At 47.5% G+C, this 23,211-nt stretch carries 19 protein-coding genes and 1 riboswitch; of the genes, 11 read left to right on the top strand and 8 right to left on the bottom strand.

Annotation, left to right across the window (positions count from 1 at the left end; genetic code table 11):
- Positions 1-125 precede the first annotated feature (125 nt).
- Both QNO02_RS03525 and QNO02_RS03530 read right to left on the bottom strand, forming a co-directional pair.
- Complete coding sequence (locus QNO02_RS03525; protein WP_289391106.1) at positions 126-1,445, bottom strand: glutamate-1-semialdehyde 2,1-aminomutase; 1,320 nt, start codon at positions 1,443-1,445, stop codon at positions 126-128.
- Between the two features lie 132 nt (positions 1,446-1,577).
- Entirely contained in the window at positions 1,578-2,621 is a 1,044-nt protein-coding gene (locus QNO02_RS03530; RefSeq protein ID WP_091039059.1) for an LCP family protein, read from the bottom strand.
- Between the two features lie 213 nt (positions 2,622-2,834).
- Between QNO02_RS03530 and QNO02_RS03535 the strand changes: the two genes are divergently transcribed.
- From QNO02_RS03535 to bcp, 4 genes are read left to right on the top strand one after another with little or no spacing between them, the layout of a single operon-like run.
- Positions 2,835-3,881 carry an ABC transporter ATP-binding protein gene (locus QNO02_RS03535; RefSeq protein ID WP_036614079.1) on the top strand — a complete coding sequence of 349 codons (1,047 nt, stop codon included), beginning with the start codon at positions 2,835-2,837 and terminating at the stop codon, positions 3,879-3,881.
- Position 3,882: 1 nt separating this feature from the next.
- Positions 3,883-4,677 carry an ABC transporter permease gene (locus QNO02_RS03540; RefSeq protein ID WP_062837592.1) on the top strand — a complete coding sequence of 265 codons (795 nt, stop codon included), beginning with the start codon at positions 3,883-3,885 and terminating at the stop codon, positions 4,675-4,677.
- 5 nt (positions 4,678-4,682) lie between these two features.
- A complete protein-coding gene (locus tag QNO02_RS03545; protein ID WP_076333833.1) occupies positions 4,683-5,468 on the top strand; it encodes an ABC transporter permease in 786 nt (261 codons plus the stop codon).
- Positions 5,469-5,513: 45 nt separating this feature from the next.
- Complete coding sequence (gene bcp / locus QNO02_RS03550) at positions 5,514-5,978, top strand: thioredoxin-dependent thiol peroxidase (RefSeq protein WP_036668208.1); 465 nt, start codon at positions 5,514-5,516, stop codon at positions 5,976-5,978.
- 90 nt (positions 5,979-6,068) lie between these two features.
- On the opposite strand, the gene QNO02_RS03555 is transcribed toward bcp, so the two are convergent.
- The 6 genes from QNO02_RS03555 to QNO02_RS03580 form a co-directional block, all read right to left on the bottom strand.
- Positions 6,069-7,196 (bottom strand): GerAB/ArcD/ProY family transporter, encoded by a 1,128-nt coding sequence (locus tag QNO02_RS03555; RefSeq protein WP_289391107.1) that lies wholly within the window; start codon positions 7,194-7,196, stop codon positions 6,069-6,071.
- A 95-nt stretch (positions 7,197-7,291) separates the two neighbouring features.
- Entirely contained in the window at positions 7,292-8,416 is a 1,125-nt protein-coding gene (locus QNO02_RS03560) for a GerAB/ArcD/ProY family transporter (protein WP_133387489.1), read from the bottom strand.
- Between the two features lie 18 nt (positions 8,417-8,434).
- Positions 8,435-8,671: a hypothetical protein gene (locus QNO02_RS03565; RefSeq protein WP_091039066.1), complete on the bottom strand. Its 237-nt coding sequence runs from the start codon at positions 8,669-8,671 to the stop codon at positions 8,435-8,437.
- Positions 8,672-8,677: 6 nt separating this feature from the next.
- Positions 8,678-9,880, bottom strand: a complete 1,203-nt coding sequence (locus QNO02_RS03570) for a Ger(x)C family spore germination protein (RefSeq protein ID WP_091039068.1) — start codon at positions 9,878-9,880, stop codon at positions 8,678-8,680.
- Between the two features lie 20 nt (positions 9,881-9,900).
- Positions 9,901-11,415: a spore germination protein gene (locus QNO02_RS03575; protein WP_289391108.1), complete on the bottom strand. Its 1,515-nt coding sequence runs from the start codon at positions 11,413-11,415 to the stop codon at positions 9,901-9,903.
- Between the two features lie 133 nt (positions 11,416-11,548).
- Positions 11,549-12,196, bottom strand: a complete 648-nt coding sequence (locus tag QNO02_RS03580; RefSeq protein ID WP_091039070.1) for a DedA family protein — start codon at positions 12,194-12,196, stop codon at positions 11,549-11,551.
- A 240-nt stretch (positions 12,197-12,436) separates the two neighbouring features.
- On the opposite strand from QNO02_RS03580, the gene QNO02_RS03585 reads away from it, so the two are divergent.
- The 7 genes from QNO02_RS03585 to QNO02_RS03615 all read left to right on the top strand — a co-directional run bounded on the left by QNO02_RS03585 (position 12,437) and on the right by QNO02_RS03615 (position 22,907).
- Complete coding sequence (locus QNO02_RS03585) at positions 12,437-13,738, top strand: polysaccharide deacetylase family protein (protein WP_289391109.1); 1,302 nt, start codon at positions 12,437-12,439, stop codon at positions 13,736-13,738.
- Positions 13,739-13,840: 102 nt separating this feature from the next.
- Complete coding sequence (locus QNO02_RS03590; protein ID WP_289391110.1) at positions 13,841-14,830, top strand: AAA family ATPase; 990 nt, start codon at positions 13,841-13,843, stop codon at positions 14,828-14,830.
- Positions 14,827-16,092, top strand: a complete 1,266-nt coding sequence (locus QNO02_RS03595) for a DUF58 domain-containing protein (protein WP_289391111.1) — start codon at positions 14,827-14,829, stop codon at positions 16,090-16,092. Before QNO02_RS03590 ends, QNO02_RS03595 begins: the two co-directional genes overlap by 4 nt.
- A 130-nt stretch (positions 16,093-16,222) precedes the next feature.
- Entirely contained in the window at positions 16,223-18,442 is a 2,220-nt protein-coding gene (locus QNO02_RS03600) for a transglutaminase-like domain-containing protein (RefSeq protein ID WP_289391112.1), read from the top strand.
- 380 nt (positions 18,443-18,822) lie between these two features.
- On the top strand, positions 18,823-20,361 hold the full coding sequence (gene guaA, locus QNO02_RS03605) for a glutamine-hydrolyzing GMP synthase (protein WP_091039079.1): 1,539 nt from the start codon (positions 18,823-18,825) through the stop codon (positions 20,359-20,361).
- A 244-nt stretch (positions 20,362-20,605) separates the two neighbouring features.
- Entirely contained in the window at positions 20,606-20,857 is a 252-nt protein-coding gene (locus QNO02_RS03610; RefSeq protein ID WP_091039080.1) for a hypothetical protein, read from the top strand.
- Between the two features lie 402 nt (positions 20,858-21,259).
- Positions 21,260-21,359, top strand: a riboswitch (purine riboswitch).
- A 171-nt stretch (positions 21,360-21,530) separates the two neighbouring features.
- Positions 21,531-22,907 (top strand): NCS2 family permease, encoded by a 1,377-nt coding sequence (locus QNO02_RS03615; protein ID WP_036614057.1) that lies wholly within the window; start codon positions 21,531-21,533, stop codon positions 22,905-22,907.
- The last annotated feature ends 304 nt before the right edge of the window (positions 22,908-23,211 follow it).

Consider the following 23,211-nt stretch of genomic DNA (forward strand, 5'->3'; position numbering starts at 1 on the left):
GTGTTGTTGGTATATAACAAAAGGCGTCCACACAAGTTGATCACTTGTTGGACGCCTTTTCCATGAGTTGTTAATCCATCGACCATACAGCTTGTACGCTATATTGTGAATGGAAATAATCCAATTTATTCCTGAGCCATCGCCTTGAAGGAAGCTTCTGCGGCTTCCAATGTAGCCTGAACATCCTCGTCTGTATGGGCCGTGGTCAGGAACCAAGCCTCATATTTGGATGGAGCCAGGTTAATGCCACGGTTCAGCATGTGACGGAAGAAGGAAGCAAACAGCTCTCCATCCGTGTCTTGAGCATGATCATAATTCGTAACCGGATGGTCACAGAAATGGGTGGAGAACGCACCGCGGATCCGGTTGATCGTCAGTGCAATTCCATGACGGTCAGCAGAAGCTTGCAGACCTGCCGTCAGGTCGATAGCAAGACGTTCCATCTCTTCGTATACACCCTCGCCTTGCAGGACCTCCAGACATGCGATACCAGCTGAGATGGATGCAGGGTTACCAGCCATCGTTCCCGCCTGATAAGCCGGTCCGAGTGGGGCAACCTGCTCCATAACGTGTTTGCGTCCGCCGTAAGCACCGATTGGCAGGCCGCCACCAATAATTTTACCAAGAGCCGTCAGATCCGGTTCAATCTCCGCATGGTTTTCGAGTCCGGCATACGTCTGAGTAGAACCGTAATGGAAACGGAAAGCCGTAATGACTTCGTCATAGATAACCAATGAGCCGTTAGCCCGTGTCATGGCACAAAGACCTTCCAGGAAGCCAGGCTCCGGCATAACCATACCGAAGTTCCCAACGATCGGCTCAACCATGACTGCGGCAACATCATCACCCCAGCGCTCCAAAGCATCCTTCAGGGCTTCCAGATCATTGTAGGGCACAGTAATGACTTCTTGTGCAATACTGGCTGGAACTCCCGCACTGTCAGGAATTCCGAGCGTAGAAGGGCCAGAACCGGCAGCCACAAGCACCAGATCTGAGTGACCGTGGTAACATCCGGCGAATTTTACAATCTTATTGCGTTTGGTGTAGGCACGAGCGACCCGAATCGTGGTCATGACCGCCTCTGTACCGGAGTTAACAAAGCGCACTTTATCCATGGAAGGAATGGCTTCCTTCAGCATTTTGGCGAGCTTGATCTCAAGCTCTGTTGGGGTACCGTACAGTACACCATTTGCTGCCGCTTCTGTAATGGCCTGCGTAATATGAGGGTGGGCATGTCCTGTAACAATCGGACCGTAAGCGGCCAGATAATCAATATAACGGTTGTCATCCACATCCCAGAAGTGGGCTCCTTGGGCTTTTTTCATAAATACAGGTGCACCGCCACCAACGGCTTTGAACGAGCGTGAAGGGCTGTTAACACCCCCAACAATATGTTCAAGTGCTTCTGCGTATAGAAGTTCGGAACGGGAACGTGATGTATTCATAAGATAACTTCCTTTCGTAATTCAAAATATGATAAAGGTACAAGCCACAGAAAGATATGATGATTTTCTCATAATATTATAGCTGGGCACAACGAGAGGGCAGCATAATGGCTGCCCTCTGCATGTTTGGATTTACTGAGCCGGTTGCTCTGACTTCTGATCGTCAGCGCTGGCTGTTTTATCTTCGGTGCTGTTCGTACTATCATCCGTTGTAGCAGGCGGGTGAATAATATCCTGAATATGCTGCTTCAATTTCTCTTCATTGGTAACCGTCAATACTTGTGCACCGCCTGCTGTACGTTCTTCTTTCAGCAGGTTCATTGGTGGAATCTGCTCACTGCCGTTCATGCTGCTCTGGTATCCGAGACCACCCAGCTTCCACATATCGGAGAGTGTCAGATTTGTATCTACATAAGGATTAACCTGTTCCAGAATGGCAGGCAGTTTGGCAATGGTTGTTGTTGACTGCATTTTCGCCGTTACAGCTTTTAGCAATTCACGCTGACGCTCGGAACGGGCGAAATCCGACATCGCATCATGACGGAAACGAACGTACATGAGCGCTGTCTCGCCATCCAGATGCTGATATCCTTTTTTGAGATCAATATCGTATTCGTTATTGTCTGCTTTACTTGTATAGTGCATGTCTTTCTCCACATCAAAATCAACACCGCCAACGGCATCCACCAATTTGATGAATCCCTGGAAATCCGTATACACATAATACTGTACAGGAATGCCGAGCAGGTCGCCGGCAGCTTGCATCGCTGCATTAGGACCATGGGTGATAGCGGTGTTGATCCGTTCCTTGCCATATCCGTCAATATTGACGTAAGTGTCGCGCAGAATGGAGAACAGATTGATTTTTTTGGTAAGTGGGTCGAGCGATACAACCATCATGCTGTCGGAGCGAGGAACTTCACCTTTTTTCAATCCACGTGCATCGACACCCATAACGAGAATATTTACCGTTTCTGTGCCTTCCCATTTGGGTGGGTCAGGAGTATTTACTTTCTCCACATTTTCGATGCCTGCAAATGGTGAATCGTCGCCGTCCTTTGCCAAACCGTCCAACTGATTGAGAATAGAACCGAAATAATATGCCGCTGCTCCTCCAATAATTAACACGAAGGCGGCAAGAGAAATCCATATGGTTCTCTTCGTCTTTCTGGTCATGCTAGCTCTCCTTTGTATTTGAGATGAAATAAAAAAACGAGTTCGAGTATTCAAGTAAGATGTAGTCGAAGCTTTCCGTACACGTCTTTTCCCAACATACAGGGCAGGACGCAGCTCCAGACTATTTTAAAGCTTGCTGAATTTTGACTGATACCATTATAATTTCTTTTTGGGCTACAAGCAATTTCAACAAAATCCAAGTGAGGTATAATCATGCTGGCGATTGATGTCAAAGATTTGCGCAAGTCGTTTAGCGTCCAGAAAAGCCGAGGTGGGCTGAAGGGCGCGTTCCAGGACCTGTTTGCACGTCAATACCAGGAGGTATTGGCTGTAAATGATATTTCATTTCAGATTCCGCAGGGCGAAATATGCGGATATATTGGGGAGAACGGTGCCGGTAAATCAACAACGATCAAGATGTTGACCGGCATTTTGGTGCCTACTTCAGGGCAAATATCGGTTGGTGGATATGTTCCGTATCAGGAACGTGAGAAGTTTGTACAGAATATTGGTGTTGTTTTTGGTCAGCGCAGTCAATTGTGGTGGGATATTGGTGTTATCGAATCCTTCCATTTATTGCGTAAAGTATATCGTGTAGGAGAGGTCGATTTCCGTAAACGGCTGGATGAACTGGTTGAGCGATTGCAGCTGCAGGACCTGTTAAGCCGTCCGGTGCGGAAGCTCAGTCTTGGTCAGCGTATGCGCTGCGAGTTAGTGGCAGCATTGTTGCACAACCCGAGTATTGTTTTCCTGGACGAGCCAACTATTGGTTTGGATATTGTGGTGAAGTCGGAAATTCGGGATTTCTTGAAAGACATGAACAAGGAGCATGGAACAACCATTCTGCTCACAACCCACGATTTGCAGGACATTGAGGCACTGTGTTCCCGGGTCATCATGCTTGATGCAGGCAACATCATCTATGATGGAGGTCTGGATCATCTCAAGTCCCAGTGGGGTAAGGAGCGGGAGATCCGCTTCAAGTTTGGTTCAGCTCACAATATCAGTCAGATGCAGGAATGGACTGCTGCGTTGCCTGTACGTTGGACGGTTGAGAATGAATTGTCCGCATCCGTATGGATTCCGCTGGAACTGAACGTTTCGGATGTACTCGGACGTGTCGTTGGACAAGCCGATATTACCGATATTCAGATTATTGAGATCAACACGGATGAGATTGTGCGCAGTATTTACCAATCCGGTTCCGCCGAGCGTCCCGAGATTGTGGGAGCAGGGAAAGAAGCGGTGGGTGTATCCTGAGATGAATAGTGCATTTATTGATTTTATGCGCATCCGTTTTTTAACGATGCTGGCATACCGGGTGAATTATTACTCCGGCATTTTGATATATACGCTGAATATCGGCGTGTATTACTTTACCTGGCAAGCTATTTACGGTAGCAGTGGTGAACTCGGCGGCTTCACGGCAGCGCAGATGACCACTTACATCGCTGTATCCTGGATGGCACGTGCCTTTTACTTTAACAACCTGGATCGAGAGATTGCCGCAGACATACGGGATGGGTCCATTGCGATTCAATTCATCAGGCCGATCAATTACGTTATGGTCAAAATGATGCAGGGTCTTGGCGAAGGCATTTTCCGCTTCCTGCTGCTCATGATTCCGGGGATGCTCATTGCCATTCTGCTGTTCCCGGTTGAACTGCCTACGGCGCCATCCGCTTGGATTGGCTTTCTTGTCATGCTGTTCTTCAGTTTCCTCATTAATTCCCAGATTAATGTGATAACGGGACTGGCGGCATTCTTTGTGGAAAACAACGAAGGCATGATGCGTATGAAACGTGTCGTAGTTGATTTGTTCTCCGGTCTAATCATCCCGATCAGCCTGTATCCAGGCTGGATGTCCGCGGTGATGAAGGTATTGCCTTTTCAGGCCATTACGTATCTGCCTGGTTCCGTGTTCACTGGAAGAGTGGAAGGTACCGCCATCTGGAATGTACTCGGTATTCAGGTGTTCTGGTTTGCCGTACTGCTGCTTCCGATGGTATTGATCTGGCGTAAGGCGCGCAAGCGTCTGTTCGTGCAAGGGGGATAACAGATATGTACTATATGGGTCTGATCTGGGAATATTTGAAGAATTACATGAAAACACGACTCACGTACCGTGCCGATTTCTGGGTGGAGATCCTATCGGATCTGCTGTTCCAGGCAACCAACCTGATCTTTATCTTTGTGGTCTTCCGCCACACGGATAACCTGGGCGGTTGGAGTGAGAGTGAAGTGCTCTTTGTTTATGGATATTTTATGGTGCCCTATGGCATCTTCAGTTGTTTTATCAATCTGTGGGGATTCAGCGAGCGGTACATCGTCAAAGGTGAGATGGATCGGATCCTGACACGCCCTGCACATAACCTGTTCCAGATATTGCTTGAAAATGTGGACCCGCCTGCACTCGTGGGCTCGTTTATCGGCTTGATCATCATGATCTTCAGCGGAGCAGAGATGGGTCTGATGCTGGAGTGGTGGCATATCCCTGCCTTAATTATATTGGCACTCAGCTCAGTCATGATCTATGCAGGCATCTATACCACATTGACTTCACTATCCTTTTATTCGGACGCGCCAACAGGTATCCTGCCGTTGATGTATAACATTCAAGGATATGGACGCTACCCGGTAACGATCTATAACCGTGCCATTCAGGTGCTGTTAACCTGGATCATTCCGTTTGCCTTCGTGGGGATCTATCCCGCAGCATTGTTCCTGGAAAGGTCCGAGATGCATCGTATGGCGCTCCTCACACCTGTGATGGGACTGGTGTTTGGTTCCATGGGCTTGCTTCTTTGGAATTATGGTGTGAAGCGGTATCGCGGAGCAGGTTCATAATAACGCCCTATAGCAATTCATGGGGGAGATTAGGGAGGAACTGACATGACGTTAAATGTAGGCGAATTGGCACCGGATTTTGAACTTCCGTCCAGTACGGGAGAATCGGTAAAGCTTTCGGATTACCGCGGACAGCGGGTACTGCTTTATTTTTACCCCAAGGATATGACTTCGTCCTGTACGCAACAGGCTTGTGATTTCCGGGATCGACATGCTGAATTTGAAGGGCTGAACACAGTCATTCTCGGAATCAGCACCGATCCGATGAAACAACATGACAAGTTTATTGCCAAGTATGGTCTGCCGTTCACATTGTTATCGGATGAAGAGCATGTCGTAGCCGAGCAATACGGGGTATGGCAGCTGAAGAAAATGTATGGCAAGGAGTACATGGGTATGGTTCGCTCCACTTTTCTGATTGATGAAGAGGGGAAATTGATCAAGGACTGGTCCAAAGTTCGGGTCAAAGGACATATCGAGGCTGCGCTTGAGGCTTTGAAGACATTGTAATAAATCATTTAGACATGTGTGAATAAATACATCTTAACCGTTTCATCATTAAAGGCTGTGCTTCGCGGAATTTCCGTGAACACAGCCTTTTTAGGTTGGCAAGCGCTTATGATTGGTTGAATTATTCTTGCTCTTGACAGAACGAAGCCGATGCACGAGCAGTAGGAATAGCGGAATAATAAAGCTTACCGTGATATCCCAATCCACCCAAGCGGGCATAATCGTATTGGTGTAGAAAATGACATTGGGAGAAATCAGTACAGCTAAAGCGAATAATAACATGGCTGATGGCAGGATGAGAGGTTTATATGTCTTTAATCGAAATAGCTGAGCTGTTCCAACGACAAAGGAGAACATGTACAGCAGGCTTTTAAAATAGGTAGCAATTAACCAAGCGGTCGCCATGAACGCCTCAATTCGCTCGAAAAAGTTGCCGATATTAATTTTCTGGGACAGGGTATAGGAGATGTAGATGTCATGCTGGGTCAGAAAGGGGCCAAATATCATCAGTGAAATGAGCAACAGTGTGGTTAGCAACAGCCCTCCACATAAAGTAGCGAGTAACATGTCCCGTTTGATGTGAGGCCCGGACATCACATAAGGAAGAACCATGGTGATCACGATTAGTTCACCAAAGGAAGTGAAAGCCCCTCTAATGACAGACTGCATCAGATGAAGCCAAGGGATGTTCAAGTAAGGCTGTAGATTTGAACTGTCTACTTTGGGCATCAGCCCCAGAAATAATAGAATCATAAATGCAACAACGATTGGAGTCAGCATTTCACTGCTTGCTCCTATTGTATGCAAGCCATGCATAAGCCCCCAGACCAGAGCGCACATAAGGATAATTAGGATGACCCGGATGGGGGTCTGAAGGTAGATCTGTGTGGTCATAAAGTCACCGACTTCACGGATACATATGACAGCGCCTATGGCGAAATAAAATAGATATGCAGCTGCCAAAACAGATCCTGCCCACCGGCCAAGTATTTTTTGGCAGATTTCAATAAGGGAAAGATCAGGATGCGTCTGATGAAGTTTGTATAGCACCCACATGATAAGTATGCCGATCGGTTGACCGATAAGAGAACAGATCCATGCATCCTGTTTACCGGAAGCAGTAACCACGGAGGGATAGAGTAGAATCATGTCCCCAATCATGACGAGAAAGGTAAGGACTGTAAATTGCCTAATGGTGATTTTCTCCTTAATTAACATAGACACCGTTCTCCTTCTCTATATTAGGCATGGATGATATTCATGAATGAACCATTTTTCCATCCACACCAGGCTCCTTCCCCCAAAAAAAGCACTCATTCCTGTGAGGCATTGTTTGGAGTAACCGATGATTTTCTGTAAGACTTGAGCAATTGTATCAGCAGAAGACAGCCGGGCAGAATGATCCCCAGTGTGGTATCCCAGTCTACCCAATATGGAACAATGGTGATCACGATAAAAGTAATGCTGGGTGAGATCAGATTGGCTAATCCGAACACAAGTATGGACGCAGGGAGTACCAGTATCTGATACTGCTTAAGCTTGAACAGTTCTGCACAACCAACAATAAAAGCGTATAAGTATATCATCGCTTTGAAGTACGTCGAGATCAGCCAGGAAGAAGCCATAATGGCTTCAATACGTTCAAAAAAGCTCCCAATACTGATTTTCTGGGACAAAACAAAAGAAGCATATATGTTATGTTGCGTAAGAAAGGCACCCAAGACCAGCAGCGATATGGTAACGAGCGTTGCCAATACCAAGCTGCCTAAACCAGCTGCAATAATTACGTCCCGTGTTCGATGAGCCTGCTTGGCAACATAGGGCAGTATCATCATGATGGGAACGACTTCACCGATCGGATATATAATGCTTACCAGAATGCCTTGCGAGATAGAGACAACACTCGTATCACTTACTGGCTTCAAATTTCTAGTATCAATCTGAGGAAGCAGGCAGACTGCAAGGACGACAATAAACACAATAACGACGGGCATCAGTAGTTCACTACTTCGCCCCATCGTCTCTAATCCGTGAGACACTCCCCAGGCGATCACGATGACGAACATCAGAATGATGATGCGAATGGGAGTGTACGGGAAGATTTGAGTGGTCATGAAATCGCCGACTTCTCTCGTATGCGTGGAAGCACCAATAATGAAAAAGAACAGGTAGAGGCAGGAAAAGAAAGTACCTGGCCAGAACCCTAGAATGCTTCGTGCCATCTGCACCAGATTTTTTTCTGGGTGCATGCTACATAGCTTCAGGATCATGGCCATCAGTGCCATCCCCAGAGGAACGCCTATAAAAGCACAAATCCAGGAGTCTTGTTTGGCATAGGACGTGATGACCGAGGGGTAGATCAGCATCATATCCCCGACCACCATCATAAAGATGAGAGTGGTCAATTGTCTTGTTCCAAGGCGCCCCTGTTCCAGCATAATGGTCCTCTCCTTTTTCTAGGTTCCTGTCAGATGTGCCAAGAATTGATTAACAGGTTCATAGATCCACATGATGATATAGAGCGGACTGGGGAAATCCCACAGGTTGGCTGCAATCACACTGAACCCTGTGGCTATGACGAGCATTCCGCTGCACACAGCTGTTTCCCTCCATTCCTTGCGGCGGATGAGACCTGGAAGATCAACCAAGCCTACGAGGCCCCCTATGACAATGACAGTAATTGTAATCAACATCCGGTCTCACTCCTTCAAATCCTCCTTGAATGAATCATCCAGTGTACCCACACGTTTGATCTGTACATTGGCTTCATACTTAACATCCAGATTCTCAAAATATTGATCCCAATCCTTTTCAATCTTTTTGAAAAATTTAGGATCGGCATGATACACTTCCTGACCGAATCCAAAAATGTCAATATGGAACTTTCGCCGCACTGAATTCACCGATTTTTCCATCAGTTCTATCAGTCGCTCCTCACTGTCCTTTTCCAACTCTTTGAGCGTTTTCATCGAACCAATTCTGATTCCGCACTCTACTGCACCAATGGAAGACACATTTTTGAGTTTGATGTGAATCACAGGCTGGTCGTTAATGACCTTTGCTTTTCGTTGGGTCTTGGTGCGGAGAGCTTTGAAAGTCACTTTTCCTCCCTTTCGGCAAGGCAGGTGACTGATAGTAGACACCACATTGTCACGGATGTAGTTGTATCCTTTCGATTCATCTTCCGTTAACCAGCCGATCAGTTTGTCCTTTTTGAAGATGCTTAATCCCGTAGAATTCAGATTGGCCGGAGATTTGATTGTCGCTATATTATCTTTGCTTCCGCTTATCGCTGAACTGCCAACAACCTCTACTCCGGTGATGACAGGCTGTATTCCGGGAGTTAGCATGTATTCCATTAACTGATCACCAGTTACCGTAGTAGTGGGAGACCAGGTTTTGGCAGATACGTCCAGAGAATTAAACATCTTCTCCGCAGGGATATTCTCAAGTGGGGTAAGCACGTTCAGTACTTTGGAAGCCGTTGTATTTCGTGCAACCATGACGTAATAATCGGGACGGACAGTAGGTTCTCGCATTAACGCTTCCATAACATCGTAGATGCCCTCTTTGCGTGCATATTCTTCTCCGAACACCAGTACACGGATATGTGCCATGAATATGCGGCGTGGGCTTGTCTCGGTCAGCTTTTGAATTGCTTCAAACAGCGTGGACGCGGACGCTTCGTACAGCGTGACAGGAGTACCATTGCCTCCCCCTGATTTGGAGGATACTTCATTCGGCACGACGACCTGAGCACTCACTTTAATCAAATCGCCATCCTTGTCTACACCAAGACCCAGCATAATGCCAAGTTCATTCAATTCCTGGCGATCCCAGCATCCGGTAAGGAGAGGGAACAGGAATACAATGCATACAATTAATCGGAAGCACTTGTTCATACGTTGTTCTCCTTACCGAATTAACGCTTCATTTTTTTGCTGGCTTGTCGGATTTTGTTCGGGGTACCCGTAGAGAATGGACGTGTTTTCATATGGGACCAGGGTACACGAAACAGCGTATCTTTCAGATCTTTCTGAATTAGAGGTGCAAAGGGGGACATATACGGTACGCCAAAAGAACGCAAGCTGCACAGGTGTGTAACCGTAATGAGCAGAACAATTAGAATACCGTAGAAACCAAAAGCTGCCGCGAGTATCATCAATACAAATCGCAAAATTCGGACAGAGATAGAAAGTCCATTCTCTGGAATGACATAACTGGATATGGCCGTTATGGAAACGATAATAACCATTGCGGCGGAGACAACTCCTGCATCTACGGCTGCTTGGCCAATCACCAGTGTTCCGACAATGGAAACGGCCTGACCGACCGTTTTCGGAATACGTATACCTGCTTCTCGCAAAATTTCATAGGTCAGTTCCATCAGTATGGCTTCAATGAATGCGGGAAAAGGAACGCCTTCACGTTGAGCTGCCAGACTAATGAGCATATTGGTGGGCAACATTTCCTGGTGAAAGGTGGTAATGGCAATATAGAAGGATGGAGCTAGTAAAGCGATAAAAAAGGACAGATAACGAATCAAGCGAATCAATGTGCTGATATCGGCCCGTTGATAGTAATCCTCCGGCGATTGGAAGAAATGCACGAACAAAGCTGGAACCAGCAGCACAAAAGGCGTACCGTCCACGATGATGGCTACTCTGCCCTCAAGCAAAGCAGCACAAACCGTATCTGGACGTTCACTATTGTAAACCGTGGGGAATAACGTTCTGGTTTCGTCTTGTACAAGTTCCTCGATATATCCACTCTCAAGGATACTGTCGATATCGATCTCATCGAGTCTTCGACGCAGTTCTTTTACAGTCTCCTGATCCACGATATGTTCCAGATAGAGCACAGCAACTCGGGTTTTGGTAACCCGACCTATTTCTCTTTCTTCGATCCAAAGATGAGGATTACGGATTCGTTTGCGGATCAATGATGTGTTGGTACGCAGGTTTTCGTTGAAGCCTTCCATAGGTCCCCGAACGACGGTTTGGGAGACAGGTTCTCCAACGGATCGATCTTCCCAGCCTGCTGCGCCAATCTTCATTCCTCGTTCAGATCCTTCAAGCAGTAAGATAGCTGATCCCGAAAGAAGTGCATTCATTACTTCATCCATATTATCGACCAGCAATACATCACTGGCGATCAGGATATCATTCTGGAGGTAGCTGAGATGTTCATCGTCTGCAGAGAATTCAGGGAGATCACGCTTTTGCAATAATGATTCCATGATGGAGTGATTGAGAATCTGCACATCCACTAATCCATCAATGTAAAACATGACTGCAGGCCATTTATGTAAACACTGGAGAGGGCGCATCATCAAGTCGTTGCTGTTCCCCATCACTTGCTTGCAGTATTCCATATTTTCGCTTAGATCCGGAGAGATTTGCCTCTGATCTTGGCGTTCCAGCGACGATTCACTCATGCCTTCACCTCCCTATACACCCTATATTTTCAAGTTAGTATGACCTGGATGAATTCGGATTATCACAAAAAAAAGGAGCCGCGATTATTCGCGACTCCTTGCCTGCTTATTATAGATGGACTTTTGTCCGAATTTACTTTTGTCTTTGTCGAACAGGGGCTGGCTTGGATACGGTGGATCTTGCTGCCCATGCTTTGCGGTAACGATAGAGCACGGCTACGATGAGCAATAGGCCGATTCCTCCCACGATATATGCTGCATATTGATGAGCCAGATGGAATACGGCGTTCCACTGAGGACCAAATATTTTGCCAATGCCCAGAAACAGTACAACCCAGAACAGTGCGCCTGAATAGGCGTAGAGAGCGAATTTGCGAAAGGGAACAGCGGCTATGCCCGCAAAATATCCGGTGAAATGCCTTACACCCGGAATGAAATAACCGATGAAGATTAAGGCATTACCATACTTGGCGAACCACTTTTGCGTTTTATCGAGCTTGTCCTGCTTCAGCAGAAACCATTTTCCGTATCGTGTTATAAAGGGCAGTCCTGCTTTGGCTCCAATAAAATAAGTGATTGTCATGCCAATCGTTGTTCCCAGAAAAGCCAGTATGGTGAGGATTCCGAAGTCGAGATGCCCCTTGTAGGAGAGAAACCCTGCGTAAGCCATCGTTGTTTCACCAGGAAAGGGAAGTGCGATGAATTCAAGCAACAAGCCAAAAAACAATACGCTGTATCCGTAGGACCCAAACAGATGTTGGATCTTCTCAAGCAATTCCAATAGATTTCACTCTCCTGAATACGGGGTGGGAGCATGAATACTCTCCAAGGTGTTTTAATGTGTTCTGCCTGTCCATTATGCTACCTAATCTGAAGCGAAGAATCAATCAGGCTAGATAGCAAATTGTGAAAAAATATTAAACAAAATCACGTCTTTTTTCAATGTAGCCTCCATATAATTCTAACAAATCTGCTGAAGTCTATCAGCAAATTACTAGAGACGGTGGAGGTCGATTCGTAAATGGTACAGAGACCGGAATTCAGAATCAAGGAAATAGGGGGAAACTCTGCAACAACCATACATACGTTTTTATCTGGACAATGGTATGTCATTCTCGTGCGAATTGCGATATTGCTATGTGCATTCGCTGTATATGCGGGCACGGCTTATGCATCTTCTGCTTCCGGCTCAGGTGATCCGATCCCGGGAGATAAGAATACTCAAGACAAGGTAGTCTATCTGAGTTTTGACGATGGACCGGGTAACCATACCCGTGAAGTATTGGATATTTTGCGCAAGGAGAAGGTTTTGGCTACATTTTTTGTGCTGGGTGAGCAGGCAGAGCGGTATCCCGAGTTAATCCGGGGGCTTGTGGAGGATGGACATGCTTTGGGCAATCATACGTTCAATCATCAATACGAACAGCTGTACAGTGATTTTAAAGTGTTCTGGAAACAGATCAAGCAGACAGAGGAAGTGCTGGAGCGGATAACCGGTTTCCGTCCAAATCTGGTGCGAGCACCAGGCGGTACCTACGGGCATTTTGACCAGAGTTATTTTGATTTGCTGCATTTGGGTGGATACACCGTCATGGACTGGAACGTCGATAGTGGCGATTCCAAGCGTAAAGGTGTTCCGGCCAAAGAGATCCTCAGCAATTCGACCAAAGTACCTGCGGGAGCACGTTCGGTCATTGTCCTGATGCATGACGGTGGTGCACATGCTGAAACGGTAAAAGCACTTCCGGGTATTATCAAATATTATCGTGATCATGGATATCGTTTTGACACCATAAAAAGTACGGATCAACCAGTTCAATTCCGTGTACATCCAGATGGTAAGTATAAGGCCCGCAAGGCGCCGGGAAAGGCCTGGATCGCAGAGCATGTAGAAGCAAATGCGACGTTGTGGCTCGCAACCAAGAAGCTGAAGGTAGAGGTGGGATTAGCCGCGGCTACCTTGCAACCGGGCGAGTTCCGCATGGAGGGGCAGCGAATCATGGTGCCTTTGCGTACTTTCATGAAAAAATTCGGGGGCAGCACTCGCTGGGACTCTGAAACAAGGACAGCCATAGCAGTATGGAAGGAAAGAACGATTCATGCAGACAGTGTGAGCGGAACACTGACAACAACAGGGGCAATTGAAACGGGGGCAGTACAGAGTAAGGGTGGAACCATCTGGGTTCCGTTACGTGAGTTACTGGAGCAGATGGGGTTGAGGGTGAATTCCTTAACCAGTAATGAAGCAGAGTGGACGGTAAAGGCGGGCACTTCCAGATCCATTTCGGCAATGAACAGTATATTTAAGTATAAAATGATCTGAAGAAAGTCATTCTTGCAGGACTATTCTCTCTACTTCCGGGCAACACTGAATCATAGATTACTATGGTTCAGGAATGCTGATGAACGGAAGGAGATCAGAGAAATGTCTTATATCCGAATGGAACATGAACATGCTGTTGAATTGCTAAACAGGGTCATGAAGCGTGTTGAGAGTGTGATTATTGGCAAAAAAACAGAGATTCGTTATGTCCTCACTGCAATGCTCAGTGGAGGTCATGTACTTCTGGAAGATGTGCCAGGTACCGGGAAAACGATGCTGGTTCGTGCCGTGGCTTCTGCACTGGACTGCTCCATGGGCCGGATTCAATTCACGTCCGATGTCATGCCGGCTGATGTTACGGGCACTTCAATCTATCATCCACATACAGCTGAATTCAAGTTTCGGCCCGGACCTGTCATGTCCAACATTGTCCTGGCTGATGAAATAAATCGCGCTTCACCACGCACTCAGTCTGCCCTGCTGGAGGCAATGGAGGAACGACGTATTACGGTTGATGGCACAACCTATGCCTTGCCACGCCCGTTCTTTCTGCTGGCGACACAGAATCCGTTACAGTTCGAGGGTACGTACCGTCTGCCTGAAGCGCAGCTGGATCGATTTATGATGAGAATTGGACTGGGGTATCCCGATCCGGAACAGGAATTGGAATTGTTAACCCGCATGCAAGGTAGAGAAGCGCTTGATGAACTTCGCCCTGTCCTGCTTGCTGAAGAAGTCGTAGCCATGCAGCGTGAAGTCAAACAAGTACATGTTGATCCGGTCGTCAAACAGTATCTGGTGGCTGTTGCTGTAGCCTCTCGCAGCCTTCCGGCGGTCAGATTGGGCATCAGTCCGCGTGGAACACTGGCCTGGATGGCTGCGGCACAGTCATTTGCCTATCTTCAAGGACGCAGTTATGTCATTCCGGATGATGTGAAAGAGGTAGCTGTGCCTGTCCTTTCCCACCGTATTCAATTGAAGGCCCAGAACAGAGCGGAGGTTTGGGGGCAAATTCAAGTCATTGAAGAAGCCTTATCATCGGTCCCGGTACCTGTACAGATGGCATCACAGGGAAGGGGACGGAGGCAATGACTGCGCTGGGACAACGGATTGTGAGTGCTGTCTTGGTGGTGGCTTTTGCTTCCTTGTATCAGTGGCATGGGGGCAAAGCGGCGTTGTTTCTTTCCGTTATGGCTTTCTTGATGTTCACAGGAGGCCTGCTTCTCCATTGGCTCAGACCACGGCGTATTCACATCCGTCGGAAAATACACGCGAACCGGATTGAGGCAGGCGAGCAGGTACGGGTTCTGGTCGAACTGGAATTCAATTGCCGTATTCCATTGTTATGGATCGTTCTGTGTGAGAACACACCTGCAGGTGTTCATCGCAAATTGATTTTCCCGGGCACACGGCGACAATTTTCCTATCAATATGAATGTTCCGGGTTACGCAGAGGAGTCTACAGATGGGATACGGGCAGATTGTACTGGGGGGATATGTTTGGCTGGAATACCCTCTCCGCAGAGACCGCAGGAGGTACCCCCCTGATTGTTGTTCCTCAAGCAACGGCTTGGGGGAAGGGTGATTCGGTAGAATTCGCAGCGATGATCGAAGGGACTCTGTCGGAGCGAAGAAATAGCCAGGGAAACCGTAGCCCTGAGTTTCGTGAATATCAGCAGGGTGACCCACTGGGACGTGTTCATTGGAAAAGTACAGCCAAAACGGGTAAACTTCAGACCTTTCTGCCTGATACCACGGATCTTGCCTCGCTCGGCATCCTTGTGTATGAAGGCGCGTCGGGTTATGACGTAAAACAACGGGAGAACATGGATGCACCTGCTTTTGAACGAGTGGTTCGTGCAGCTGCCCGCTGGATTCATACCGCTGAGCGGGATGACATTCCTTATCACCTGTGGATGGAAGGCGGCGATAAGAGCTATGATGCACAAGATCAATGGCAGCATGGGCCGTTCCATGCAGATGATGAGAATCATGGACTGGACAAGTTAGCGGGGGCACAAATATCCAAAGCACAATCAGGCTCTGTTTCACTCCGAACGGAGATGCTGGATGGACTGACGAGTGGGTCGCGAATTGTGGTTCTCACAGGTAAGATGGATCAGGTTCTGGCCGAATGGATCTTAACTGCAATCGGGTCGGGTTATCGTGTAGAGGTGCAATTGACTGAAGCAAACCAGGACCAATTAGGATCAACGGATAGATGGATGAATGGATTGAGATATGACAGCTTAAGTTTGGAGCGGCTTCGTCACAGCGGGGTGCCGATCCATGCGGTTACAGACGTTGCGTTATCTTCATTGGGAAAGGTGGAGGTAACGGATGTGGGAGCGTAATGGTAACCAGCAACCCAATTCCACTGTGGCCGACTTAGAGTCAACGGACCGTACGAGAATAGAATCGGGCCATTCCATATATAAAGCTGTGAACCAGAATTCTGTGACGGATATAAAGGATGAGGGATATGTGAGCGTACCTATCCTGTACAAAATTGTTATTTCGGCCATTTTACTTATACTGTCTCTGGAGTGGATATATCCTGTTACATCATCAGATCAGCAGGGCAGTGAACGGTTCTTGTCCGTAATGGCGGGATTAACGGGAGCATTGTTGCTCGCGGGGTTAATTCGTACAGGATGGATCACCGGAGTACTAATCCGATTATTCATTGCACTCGCTGCGCTATGTCTGATGTACGGAGGAAGTGAACCTGTCCGTTGGGCGGTCGCTTATCCGGGAATATTTTCAGCGGATATGGACACTTTTATAAATAACTGGCGATTTCACTCGATTAGTACAGAAACGAGAGGTTTGTTCATGATGTGCGGCTGGAGCATGCTCATGGCTTCTGTGCAATCCCTCGTATTGTTACGTCGAAGCGTTATGCTGTTTGGCAGTGCAACACTGCTCTATTTGCTTTTGCTTGAATCCTTTGCGGGGCTGGATGTGTATGCTTCTGTAATACGGTCTGTCCTATGGACTTTTCTTATTCAGGCTCTGCTCCAGCTATTACGTCTCAATGCAGGAGTCACGACTCCGAGTTATCGCGGCAGCCCCTATGGCCGTTGGAGTGCAGTAACTATCGTTGCTTCCGCAGGTATGGTGCTTCTCTCCGCGTTACCTGGCCAGTTTGCTTCCATTCCTCAACCGGAACGCATATCTCTGGAACAGATGGGTGAACGCATAGCTCGCTGGGCAGGTTATACACAGCACAGTAGTATCCCTGCTGCAACGGCAGTCACGGGATATAGCACAGCGGACGCGCCTATGGGAGCACCGTTGGTGCAGGGGAATTCCATCTTTTTTATAGCGAAGAGTCCGAGAGTGACGTATTGGCGAGGGGAGACCCGTTCATATTATAACGGTAGTACTTGGAGTGACCCGGGTCAAAGCTTCGAAACGGCAAGTCCATCCGGAATGCTGCGTGCTGATGGTTGGGAGAATCCAACCTATTGGAGTCGCATTCGCCAAACCATTACGATGCAGCGAGAGTGGAAAGGACCAAATCCACTCTTTACCGGGGGCATACCGGTCAACGTATCGTTCCAGGATAAGAACAAGGATAATCAGGAAAACATGTTTTCTTTGCTGTCTAATCGCGATTCGGCAACATTGTGGCTCTCGAGCTCAGGGGACGATAAGATAGTTAAAAATTATTCGGCAGACGTCATGGTTCCTGTCGCAACAGCTGAACAGTTACGTCTGCTTGAGGAAACGAATAAAGGGAAAGATCCGGCAGCCATTCGGAGGACCTATCTGCAATTGCCTGCATCACTCCCTGGTCGAGTGCAGACGCTTGCCAAGGAAATCATTCAAGGCAGTGAGACCCGTTATGACGCTGTGCAAGCCGTAAAGACTTATCTGGCTGCTCATGCCGAGTATACGTTGGATACACGTATGCCACCGCGAGGAACAGATTTTGTGGACGATTTTCTATTCGTCACCCGGCAGGGGTATTGCAATCATTTCTCCACAGCTATGATTGTGTTACTTCGTTCGGAAGGCATCCCCGCACGCTGGGTTAAAGGTTTTGGGTCTGGAATGGCTGACCCGGATGTGCCCAGTCAGTATGTGATTTCACAGGGAGATGCACATTCCTGGGTAGAGGTGTATTTTCCGGGTGCAGGCTGGATGCCGTTTGAGGCCACGCCAGGCTTCACCATGGCGCAAGGCGCGGGCGAAGATGTCTCAGCGCTCGCCGGGCCGCAGCCTGTTGCGGAGAATCCGCCGAATATGAGCGGCGGATTGGCTAACGCGGGCGCATGGCTGCTCGCCCGCGCACGGGCCATTGCCGCGGAGCCATGGCTCGCGGCAGCCCTTGTGGCAGCGGCCCTTCTGGGCGCCGCTGCTCTCCTCCGCATGCGGCGGCTACGCCCCGCGCTGCGGATCAGGCTGCTGCTGGCGTGGCCACGCAGCAGCTTTCCAGACCGCGAGCGGCTGCTGGGTGCCGCCGCTCCGGTCTGGGCCGCGCTCGCGCGCCGGTACGGCCCGCGGCCGCCGGGCATGACGCTGCGTGAATATGCAGCATCACCGGCTTTGGCCGCAGGCGCGGACGGCGCGGACATCGCGCGGTTTGCAGCCGACTGGGAACGGCTGCTGTACGGGCCAGACCGTCCGCTGCGCGCGGACAGTCTGGACTTCCTGCGCCGGGCACTTCGTTTGGCCCGGCGGTTGCAGACGTTGTAACACAAGGATGTTACAACGTTACACCAAAGATGCGAAGCAGCTGCCATACAATCGCTATCGCTTTCCAATAGAGCTTGGCCACTTGTAGGCAGATGAAGATCACCATTGGCTGGCGCATTGTTATTTAAGTGCAGCGTTTGGTTTATCGCTGCATGCCATACATAAGACGCCTTTCGCGCTAAGCTGCGAACGAGGCGTCTTTCCACGATCATACACTTGAACCAGCATCTTGCTGCCAAGCTTTTCTATTCGAAATTTCATATTTAGAGGCAATTGGTAATCCTGTTTTGATATGTCGAAAAAAGGAGTTTCGCCTTTCCTTGACGGTATGTTTTGTCGTTGCGTATAATTAGTTTCATTGAATTGAGGGAGGCACGGTTATGAATAAGCAGAATGAGATTGTGGTTGTCCTTGACTTTGGGGGCCAATACAACCAGTTAATCGCCAGAAGAATCCGGGATCTTGGCGTATACAGCGAGCTTTTGCCGTATAACACACCGGCGGAGAAGATCGCAGAAATGGCACCAAAAGGAATCGTATTTTCAGGTGGGCCGTCCAGCGTATACGCTGAGAATGCTCCACACGTGGACCCAGGTGTTTATGACCTGGGCTTGCCAATCTTCGGTATCTGCTACGGAATGCAGCTTATGGCCCAACAGCTCGAAGGTAAAGTAGAACGTTCCGAGAAGCGTGAGTACGGTAAAGCCGACCTGGAGTTTGCTGCTGGATCTACACTGGCAAAAGGGATTGAAGGCGAACATACGGTATGGATGAGTCACGGTGACCACGTGGTTACACTTCCTCCAGGATTCAAACTGGATGCAGGCACGGAAAGTGCGCCAATCGCTGCCATGAGCAACGATGAGCGTAAATTGTATGCTGTTCAGTTCCACCCGGAGGTACGTCACTCTGTTCGCGGTAACGACATGATTCGTAACTTCCTGTTCGAAATCTGTGGTTGCGAAGGCAACTGGACGATGGAGACATTCATCGATGACACCATCAAAGACATTCGTGAAAAAGTTGGCGACAGTAAAGTACTGTGTGCGCTTAGCGGCGGTGTAGATTCTTCCGTTGTAGCTGCATTGCTTCACAAAGCCATTGGTGATCAACTGACATGTATGTTTATCGACCACGGTCTGCTGCGCAAAGGCGAAGCAGAAAGTGTAATGGAGACATTTGTCGGCAAATTCGACATGAAAGTTGTCAAAATTGATGCACAAGAGCGCTTCATGTCCAAACTGGCTGGCGTGGATGATCCAGAACAAAAACGTAAAATCATCGGTAACGAGTTTATTTACGTATTTGACGAAGAGTCCAAGCAGTTCGATGACTTTGCATTCCTCGCGCAAGGTACACTGTACACAGACATCGTGGAAAGTGGTACAGCGACTGCACAGACCATCAAATCTCACCACAACGTGGGCGGTCTGCCTGAAGACATGAACTTCAAACTGATCGAACCGCTGAGCACGCTGTTCAAGGATGAAGTACGTAAAGTGGGTACCGAGTGTGGCCTGCCGGACGAAATTGTTCATCGTCAGCCGTTCCCTGGTCCGGGTCTTGCGATCCGTGTTCTTGGTGAGGTTACTGAAGAGAAACTTAAAATTGTTCGTGATTCAGACTACATCCTGCGTGAAGAGATTGCCAAAGCCGGTCTTGACCGCGAAATCTGGCAGTACTTCACAGCCCTGCCTAACATGAAGAGTGTCGGCGTTATGGGTGATGCGCGTACGTATTCCTACACTGTAGGTATCCGTGCTGTAACATCCATCGACGGTATGACTGCGGACTGGGCACGTATCCCTTGGGATGTGCTGGAGAAAATCTCCGTACGGATTGTTAACGAAGTTGATAACGTAAACCGTATCGTCTATGACGTAACTTCCAAACCACCAGCAACGATCGAGTGGGAATAGGGTATAGACTCTTAAAAATAGATTATAAAAAAACGCCCTTTTATCTGCGGTATTTCGCAAATAAAAGGGCATTTTTTTATAAAGTGAATATTGTGATAAAATTTTCATTTGGGTACTTTTTTACAAATAGTACACTCTCAAAATTAATCCCATTTTAAAGTTGACTTCATGATCCTTTCAGGTCCGGCCTGTACAATAAGTACATACTAAAGGCAATATGTCTACTGAAGGGAGAATTGAATGTATGCGTAAAACCGACTATATGAGCAAATGGAAGATGGGCATTGGAAGTGCGTTTCTGATGGTGATGCTGGCAGGATGCGGTTCAGGTATGCAAGATCTGGCTTCCGGTTCGGGGGACTTTCCATTTGTGAACTTAGAGGCAACGGATGCTTCTTCCGATCAGACCAGAAACCAGGAGTTATCCTCTGACACAACAACGAACGCAAATCAGGAACAACAAGAGGTACAAGATGCTCCGCAGACAGAGATATAATTAACATAGGACTGATCCGGTAAAAAATAGCCCCGGAACATGTCGCAAATTGCTCCATATACCTAATGAGTATAAGCCTTCGGAATACGAGACATCGTTATTCCTAGATATCATTCACCTGATTGCTAAAACGCATCAGAAACATAAGCTAACCTGATTAGAGCGCTTCTCGCCCTTGAATCAGGTTAGCTTTTTTATGTTATCTTGCGGAACTTTCGCCATGAAAGAATGGACATATTCCATTGAGATCTCAACGAAAAAAGCGTATTCAATTGGGTTGTAAACCGCTGAATTGGTTCAATCTGTTAAATAATACGAACGATATTATAAAAGGGTGATATTAATATTCGTTTTTCTCATTGACAAAAACATACTGCCCTCCTAAAATAGTGATGGGAAACAAACAAATAGCGCATACTTATTCGTATAATCCTGGGGATTGGCCCGGGAGTCTCTACGAGATCACCCTAATGATCTGGCTACGAAGAGGAGAAGGCTAAGCACATGAATTCTACATGATTGCGGGGACATCACGCACATTAGAATTTTTTTTGTTCTTAGTAAAGGCATCATGCCACTCCTTGTCAGCTGAACCCTGGGTGAAGAATCTTCATCAGGGTCATTTGTCGTTTTTCAATATGGCTTCAACATCTCTAAGGGGGAGTTAGTAATTATGGATCGTTTCTTTAAATTAAAAGAAAACGGAACAAACGTTAGAACGGAGATTGTTGCGGGTCTCACTACCTTTATGACAATGGCTTACATTCTTTTTGTAAATACGTTGTTCTTGGGTCAAGCCGGAGCGGGTATGTCGGATAATGCAGTATTCTTTGCAACAGCCGTCGGCGCCGGATTAATGACTATTATTATGGGATTGTTCGTGAATATTCCGATCGCGCTTGCACCAGGTATGGGATTGAATGCGTACTTCATGACTGTCGTTCTAAGTTCAAATGGGGCGATTACATGGCAGGCTGCTCTCGGAGCAGTGTTCCTTTCCGGTATCGTGTTCATTATTTTGACCGTGACAAAGATTCGGCAAATGCTGCTTGTTGCAGTTCCGCAGTCGATCAAAATGGCCATTACGGTGGGTATCGGTCTCTTTATTACCATTATCGGTTTCAAACTTGCTAATCTCGTGGCTGTAACAGTTAATGTTGCACCAGACGCAGATCTGAGTCAGCCGATTCCAGGTAGCAGTTTTAACCTGTCATTGGGCAACTTTGTAACACATCACGATGCATTGCTGGCTCTGATTGGTTTGCTCCTTATTGCTATACTGATGGTTATGCGCGTCAAAGGCGCTCTGCTGATCGGGATCATAGCAACAACGCTGATTGGTATTCCGATGGGAGTTACGAATCTGAGTGGTCTTTCAGGCGCAAGCTGGTTGCCTAACTTCAGTGATCTGGCAGTTGGACAGCTGGATTTGAAAGGTGCCATCAGTCTGGGATTGTTCGAGATCATCTTCATCTTTACCTTCGTTGAATTGTTCGACACGTTTGGTACGATGGTAGGTACTGCAACACGTATGGGAATTATGAAGGATAAGAAAAAAGGCGAGAAAACGATTGGTAAAGCGATGCTCGTCGATGCAGTTGGTGTCAGCGCAGGTGCTGCACTGGGTACAAGTACCATTACGGCCTACGTTGAAAGTGCTTCAGGCGTTGAGGCGGGTGGACGTACAGGACTGACTTCGGTAACGACAGGTTTGTTGTTCATTTTGGCCCTGTTTATCGCACCGCTTGCGCTTGTTGTTCCATCCGCTGCGACGGCTCCGGCATTGATCATCGTGGGTGTGCTTATGATGAGTCAAGTGCGCAGCATTGAGTGGGATGATTTCCTGCAAGCTTTCCCTGCGTTCCTTACCATTGTATTGATGCCTTTCACAGGTGGAATCGCAAACGGGATCTCCGCAGGTATCGTATCCTATGTGATTCTGGCGGTGTTCAGTAACTTGGTTACAGAGCGTAAAGTGAAAATTCACTGGCTCATGTGGATCTTGGCGATCATTGTAGTCTGCCGATACGTATTTATTGGCGGGGAGTAAGCGTACAATAGTTGTGATGAACAATACTGCGTTAAGTATGTAACCTTATATATGAAAGAGCGGAAGCCACGGGATTTAAACCCGGAGCTTTCGCTTTTTTATGTATTCTTTTCTTGAGCAAAATGAATTTCAAAAATGTTTTCCTTCTATATAGAAGGAATGAGTATAATGTTCTATGATCTGTTGGTTGTTTATCCAATGAAGTCATCGGTTAATAAGTTTCTATAACGTGATGAGTCTGTACTGTATACAAGATGAGTTTCTCTATAATTGGATTAAGGATTATATAAAAAACTTATTGCGT

The organism is Paenibacillus sp. PK1-4R (genome assembly GCF_030369595.1).
In the GTDB taxonomy this organism is placed as follows: Bacteria; Bacillota; Bacilli; order Paenibacillales; family Paenibacillaceae; genus Paenibacillus.

Coding starts and splice junctions, on each gene's coding strand:
- QNO02_RS03610 (WP_091039080.1), top strand. CDS start 20,606: ATGCGTAAAACCGACTATATGAGCAAATGGAAGATGGGCATTGGAAGT.
- QNO02_RS03540 (WP_062837592.1), top strand. CDS start 3,883: ATGAATAGTGCATTTATTGATTTTATGCGCATCCGTTTTTTAACGATG.
- QNO02_RS03555 (WP_289391107.1), bottom strand. CDS start 7,196: ATGTTAATTAAGGAGAAAATCACCATTAGGCAATTTACAGTCCTTACC.
- QNO02_RS03560 (WP_133387489.1), bottom strand. CDS start 8,416: ATGCTGGAACAGGGGCGCCTTGGAACAAGACAATTGACCACTCTCATC.
- QNO02_RS03595 (WP_289391111.1), top strand. CDS start 14,827: ATGACTGCGCTGGGACAACGGATTGTGAGTGCTGTCTTGGTGGTGGCT.
- QNO02_RS03615 (WP_036614057.1), top strand. CDS start 21,531: ATGGATCGTTTCTTTAAATTAAAAGAAAACGGAACAAACGTTAGAACG.
- QNO02_RS03565 (WP_091039066.1), bottom strand. CDS start 8,671: ATGTTGATTACAATTACTGTCATTGTCATAGGGGGCCTCGTAGGCTTG.
- QNO02_RS03590 (WP_289391110.1), top strand. CDS start 13,841: ATGTCTTATATCCGAATGGAACATGAACATGCTGTTGAATTGCTAAAC.
- QNO02_RS03535 (WP_036614079.1), top strand. CDS start 2,835: ATGCTGGCGATTGATGTCAAAGATTTGCGCAAGTCGTTTAGCGTCCAG.
- QNO02_RS03545 (WP_076333833.1), top strand. CDS start 4,683: ATGTACTATATGGGTCTGATCTGGGAATATTTGAAGAATTACATGAAA.
- QNO02_RS03585 (WP_289391109.1), top strand. CDS start 12,437: ATGGTACAGAGACCGGAATTCAGAATCAAGGAAATAGGGGGAAACTCT.
- QNO02_RS03525 (WP_289391106.1), bottom strand. CDS start 1,445: ATGAATACATCACGTTCCCGTTCCGAACTTCTATACGCAGAAGCACTT.
- QNO02_RS03575 (WP_289391108.1), bottom strand. CDS start 11,415: ATGAGTGAATCGTCGCTGGAACGCCAAGATCAGAGGCAAATCTCTCCG.
- QNO02_RS03570 (WP_091039068.1), bottom strand. CDS start 9,880: ATGAACAAGTGCTTCCGATTAATTGTATGCATTGTATTCCTGTTCCCT.
- QNO02_RS03530 (WP_091039059.1), bottom strand. CDS start 2,621: ATGACCAGAAAGACGAAGAGAACCATATGGATTTCTCTTGCCGCCTTC.
- guaA (WP_091039079.1), top strand. CDS start 18,823: ATGAATAAGCAGAATGAGATTGTGGTTGTCCTTGACTTTGGGGGCCAA.
- bcp (WP_036668208.1), top strand. CDS start 5,514: ATGACGTTAAATGTAGGCGAATTGGCACCGGATTTTGAACTTCCGTCC.